Origin of the sequence: Variovorax sp. M-6, assembly GCF_052114385.1 — a bacterium.
GTDB lineage: Bacteria > Pseudomonadota > Gammaproteobacteria > Burkholderiales > Burkholderiaceae_C > Variovorax.
The window spans coordinates 1-5,635 of sequence record NZ_JBFREQ010000075.1; the positions used below are offsets into that span (position 1 = coordinate 1).

The 5,635-nt window shown below is 62.7% G+C and carries 5 protein-coding genes; 1 reads left to right on the plus strand and 4 read right to left on the minus strand.

What is annotated here, in order from left to right; translation table 11 throughout:
- The coding region (locus AB4Z46_RS34925) for a DUF4331 family protein (protein WP_442288138.1) at positions 1-308 on the minus strand (308 nt) is incomplete at its 3' end.
- Positions 309-321: 13 nt separating this feature from the next.
- Positions 322-2,121, minus strand: a complete 1,800-nt coding sequence (locus AB4Z46_RS34930; protein WP_442288139.1) for a di-heme-cytochrome C peroxidase — start codon at positions 2,119-2,121, stop codon at positions 322-324.
- Positions 2,122-2,711: 590 nt separating this feature from the next.
- Here AB4Z46_RS34930 and AB4Z46_RS34935 point away from each other — a divergent pair.
- Positions 2,712-4,148 carry a DUF1254 domain-containing protein gene (locus AB4Z46_RS34935; RefSeq protein WP_442288140.1) on the plus strand — a complete coding sequence of 479 codons (1,437 nt, stop codon included), beginning with the start codon at positions 2,712-2,714 and terminating at the stop codon, positions 4,146-4,148.
- A gap of 81 nt (positions 4,149-4,229) precedes the next feature.
- Here AB4Z46_RS34935 and AB4Z46_RS34940 read toward each other — a convergent pair whose 3' ends face one another.
- Together AB4Z46_RS34940 and AB4Z46_RS34945 are read right to left on the minus strand one after the other, a co-directional pair.
- Entirely contained in the window at positions 4,230-5,264 is a 1,035-nt protein-coding gene (locus AB4Z46_RS34940) for a helix-turn-helix domain-containing protein (RefSeq protein ID WP_442288141.1), read from the minus strand.
- Positions 5,265-5,345: 81 nt separating this feature from the next.
- Positions 5,346-5,635 (minus strand): hypothetical protein (locus tag AB4Z46_RS34945; protein ID WP_442288142.1); only part of this gene is annotated, 290 nt, incomplete at its 5' end.

Here is a 5,635-nt window from a genome sequence, read left to right on the forward strand (position 1 = left end):
GTGCCGCGTTGCACCGGCCTCTTGCCTTCCGCGGCGCGCTCCAGCGCATCGAAGCGGAAAGTGAAGCGAAGCTCCGGATCGCCGGGCCTGAATCTGGTCGCGTCGCCCATGCCGGCGATCGTCAGGCGGCGCACCACGATGGCGTGGTCGATCGCGTTCGAGAACATCGCGAGCGTGCCGGCGGACGGAAACACGTTGGCCGCCAGCACGGTGYGGTTCGAGTCCGCCGGACTGATGAAGGCAAAGAGGTCGGTCAGATCGGCGGAGGGGTCTCCGATCTGGCGCGGGCCGTCGACATGGTCGGACATGGCTCGGCCTGCGTCAGTAGCGAGACCACTTGCTCGTGCCTGTGACCGCATTCGCCGGCCCGCCAAAAGGCGTCACCCGGCCCGGTTCCTCGGGAATTGACTTCAGATACTCGACCAACTCCCAGCGCTGCTTCTCGGTCAGCAGCGGACCGATGATCCCGTTGCCGAGTGGACCTTTCTCGAACGAATGGCCGGCATTTGAATTGCCGCGCAGCGAAGTGTCGAGCAGGAAGGTGCCGCTCTTGCCGCTGGTGTCCAGGCCCACCTTCACCGGATCGAACTCGCGGCCGACATAGAACTTCTTGGTGCGCTCGCTGGCCGGGATCAGCATCTCGTAGAGGTTGGGAACCGAACCGTTGTGCATAAAGGGCGGCGTCGCCCACACGCCATCGCGCGGCGCGGCCTTGTAAACGCCCTCCAGCGGACGCGGCAGCGGATATTCGCGGTAGCCATGAATGTTGGCAGATTGCTCTTCGTCCAGCTTCAGCTCAGAGAGCGCCCGCTCCGCAACTGCCCTTTGCATGATCACGTACAGCGCGCCCGTCGGGAGGATTTCTTTGTCCTTGAAGGGAGGGGGCAGATAGGGTGCGAGATGGCCGGTGATCGCGAATGGACGAACGACCTCGAATTGTGCCGGGTCGGTGCCCACGTACTTGTACGGCACAAGGCCAACCTCGAGAAAGCGTTTGCCGTACTTGTTCGGTGCAGTCCACGTATAGGGCCAGGCGTTGTGGCAGCTTGCACAATGGGTCGCGAACAGCGCTTTGCCCGCGCCGGCCTTCTGACGGTCGATCCGACCGAGGATCTCTTCAGGCCACTTCGGCGGCGCCAGCCGCGTCAGCTGATTCTCGATCTTCTGCAAGCTCAGCAAATCCGCGCTCGAACTGAATAGCCCTTCCTGCGGCGTCTTGGAATGCAGGTCAAAAGGCATGAACACACCCATGACTTCCGTGAGGTTGCGGAGGATCGGATCCTGCTGCACGCCCCGCCACTGAGTCCAAGTGCCCTGGGGCGAGTTCCACAGGAAGGGCGCCTTGCTCGGCGCGAACGGTGTGGACGAGTTCTGGGGAATTTGCGGCTCGATGGATACCACACGATTGACAATCGAGGCGATCGCATCGATTCTCGAGGCCCCCCAGACGGTGGGTGTCACGAGCGTGCGCGTACGGTATTCGTGAATGGTCGCAGCTTCGCTTTCGAAGCGCTTCCCCAACTCGCTCTTGGCCTCCGCGCTCATCGCGCCAAGACGCGCAGCCAGGCGATCGAACTTCTGTCGGTCCGCCAATGTGGCTTGCAAGGCGTCATCGGCGGCCAAGACGTAGCCCATCAGGTCGAAGGTGCTGCTTGCGCCGCCGTCGATGCGGATGCGCTTGCCCTGGTAGATCACTTGCGCGTTGTGGCAGGCGGCGCAGGTAAAGCCAGCGTATGCCTGGACTCCTCCGCCAGGCTTCTTGATCAATGCTTTGCTCAGTCCGATCGGCAGCCCATCGGGATTTTCTTTCGGATCAGCAGGCTGAGGGACCAGCCCGTAGCGTTCGCTGTTCGCATCGGAGCGGAAGAGCTCTTGGCTGCCCGCCACCTCGAGATTCATGAACAGGTCGTAGGGCAACGCCGCCGAGCCTTGCGAGACCTGGTAATACCACGCCCGTTCGGCGGGTGTCCAGCCCTGGTCGAGGAAGACCACAGCCCCGGGCGGGCTCGTCGCCGGCTGCGCCGCAGTGTCCGCCATGAGCACCGCCGCGAGCAGCAACGCGCATGGAAGCGCTTTCAAGGCGAGGGCTCTGGCCCCGTGAGGCCGCATGTAGCGCTTCATGGAAGTCTCCAGGAACTGAAACACCGTGGCTATCGACGCTTGCAGGCCATTTTCGATGTTCGAGCGGATCAGGGCCTATCCCGGCGCCCACCTACGCCACGTACGTGTTCCCGCGTGGGCGTTCGGATGGCGCGGCACTCCGGAATCGTGAAAATCCGCAGGGCGGGTGCTTTGCCGTCGGAAGTTCGGGGCTACGCTGAAGTGGAAGCCTCGTCATTCGCTCCGCACATCGCCGCGTCGCGCAAGTTGGTTCCGACTCTTAGTGGCAATGTCGGCTTTCCGGCCGCCCGATCTGCGTTGCCAATGTCTCGAGCAAGCCGGCAAGCTGGTGGAGCCGTTCATCAAGCCGCTGCGAACCTTCGAAGAGGTTTCACTTCAGGCGGCCTGACCTGTCTGGAAGCTGACTTGTAGGCGTCATGGCGCTATCAGGAACACGATGTCCCTTGCAGTTGCCCTTTCGGGCAAGGACGGCTGCCCCTTGGGACAAGTGACGGGTGTTTCCGTGGCAATCATCCTCGCGGAGTGGAACACCTGGCAGGTCCAGCACGCCGGACGTGAATGAACTCACTTAACTTTCAGAGAGGCCAAAAATGACAACGAGCAGGCGAACCTTCATTCACCTGGCGCTGGCTACCGGCACGGCTGGCGCAGGCATTTCCCTTCCTGCATCTGCGAAGGCCCTGTCGCCAGCAGAGGCCCAGAAGATCGCCGAGGACGCCTACATCTACGGCTACTCGCTCATCACGACCGAAGTGACCCGCGTGCAGGGAAGCAATGTGCCCAAGCAAGACAGCATGAAAGCACCGACCGGTCAATTCGGAAACGTCGAGCGCTATCCGCCGGCCGACTTTCGGCTCGTGTCGGCGCCCAACGCCGATACGCTCTACTCCGTTGCATGGCTCGATCTGTCCGAGCCTCAAGTCTTCAGTCATCCCGCGATGGGAGATCGCTTCTATCTGTTCGAGGTGGTCGATCTGTGGATGTCGGACTCCACGGCCTCGCCGAGCAAGCGCACCGCTGATGGAAAGGCTGCGAACTATCTGTTCACCGGCCCTGGCTGGAAGGGCAAGGTACCGGCAGGGATGAACCACTTCCCGTCGGCAACCCGGTACATGGTCATCCTGGGACGCACCTACGCCAACGGCACCGATGCAGACTACAAGACGGTCAACGCGCTGCAAGCGCAGTACAAGATCACGCCGCTCTCCGCTTGGGGCAAGCCCTACACCCCGGTGACGCCGGCCGTGAACCCTAACCCGGGCTTCAGCATGACCGATTCCCCGCAAAAGGTCATTCTCGACATGGGTACCGAAGGCTATTTCAGCCTCATGGCGAAGCTGATGGGCGGCGATGCACCGCCAGCGAAGGCGGACGGGCCGATCCTCGCGCGCATGGCGAAGCTGGGCATCGTTCCTGGCAAACCATTCGAGATGAGCAAGCTCGATCCCGCCGTGCAGGCCGCGCTGAAGGACCTCCCGCAGACCGCTCTGAAAAAGATCGAGGGCAACGCCAAGAGCCTCGGTTCGGTCGTGAACGGTTGGGTGGTTTCCAAGGGGCTTGGCAGCTACGGGCCTCATGACTACCTCAAGCGCGCCACCGTCGCAGCGTTGGGGTGGCCCGCGAACCAGGAAAAGGATGCCGTCTATCCCTACACGGAAGTCGATTCCAAGGGTGAAAAGCTGACCGGCACTAACAAGTACACCGTGACTTTCCCCAAGGGCCAGATGCCGCCCGTCAATGGCTTCTGGTCGATCACGATGTATGAGATCGACAAGGGCTGGTGGTTCGTCCCCAACGCGCTGAACAAATTCACGGTCAGCCCGCGCAACGACCTGAAGCAGAACGCTGACGGATCGACGACGCTCTATTTCCAGAATGACTCGCCAGGCGTCGACAAGGAAGCCAACTGGCTCCCCGCGCCGAAGGGTGAATTCATTCCGATGATGCGTATGTACTGGCCGAAGGACAACGGGCCTTCGATCATCAACGGCATGTGGAAACCGCCTGCAGTCGTGAAAGTCGCCTGATTGCGGACGCCATAGAGGCAAGGCGAGGCGCGCCGCGTCTTGCGCGAGGGAGTGCGTCGTCCGGCCGCCGAGCGCCGGACGCTATGGCCCCGCCCCGGAACCCGCCTGCTGCTGAAACTCACCCGGCGTCACACCGGCGTGGCGCCGGAACGCACGACTGAAGTTCGCCGCATCGCTGAAGCCAAGCTGCTCGGCGACCCGTGCCACCGTCGCGCCCCGCTCCCCGAGCAGCTCGCGTGCGCGTTCGAAGCGCACCTGCTGCGACAAATCGCGGAAGTTCAGGTGCTCCTTCTTCAGGTTGCGATCGATGGTGCGTGCGGAAATGTTCATCCGCTGAGCGATGCCGTCGAGCGTGACTTGTCCCGTCGATTCGCGCAGCAACATGGCCACATAGTCGCCCCAGCCCGCGTCCGGAGCCGGTCGCCGCTGCAATGACTGCATGTGCTCCTCGACCTGCTTGACCACCTGCGGCGAGGCCATCGGAAACGGCCGGTCGAGCAGCGCGCGGTCCAGCGACAGCGTGATGCCGGGCAGGGCTCTGTCATCGAAATGGAAACGCGCCGCGCCCAGGGCGGCGTAGCGCGCATGGTGCTCCGGGGCCGGCATTCCCATGCGAATGTCGTAGGGCGTCATCTCCGGGCCGAACAGCATCTCGAGCTGGTTCTGGACCGAGAGCGCGATGACGTCCAAGGAGAAGCGCATGGTTTGCACCGGCATGGCGACCACCGGGGCGAACACGGCTTCGCCACGCTCCGGCCAGCGTCGATACCTCATTGTGAACATCTCGGTGATGAAGTGGCAGTAGCGGCTCGTGAGTCGCAGCATGCGGTCGAGGTCCTCGCAGCTGAGCATCGCGTAGCCGAGGAGGTCGTGCGAATTGAGCTTGATCAGGCGGCCGACCTCGAAGCCCAGGTCGGTGCGGCCGGTGAGGCGGTACGCCGCGATGATCAAGGATTCCACCTCCATCGGCAGCAGCATGCCGTCGCTGCGCTCGAAACGGCTCGATTCGATCCGCGCCATCTCCAGCAGACGGGTCGTATCCACACCCTGCGCCGCCAGAAATCCCAGCATCAGCGAAAAGTAGCGCACCGGCGCGCGCTTGGGTGCAGCGGTCATCGCAGGTCTCCGTGCAGGGGCGGGTATTCACTAGCTTGTCGGAAATTGACAAGCAAGTGTCGGCAAGGGACTTTGCCGAAATCACTTACTTTTTCGATCATCCATGTACTCCATCCGCACGCACCTGCCTCTTCCGGCATCGCGGAAGAAACCCCCATGTTTGACGAACTCATCAGCACCTCGATCCTTGCCGGGCACCACCGCTCGTGCACGGCGATTGTCGTGGACGCCGGACGACGTCGTCTTCGTCGATGCGATCCCGCTCGGCGCGACCGGGAAGATGCTCAAGAACCGCCTGCGCGAGACCTTCAAGGCGCACACCTTGCCCACCGCCTGAGACCAGACATGAAGTCCCTGATCCTGTTGTCGTT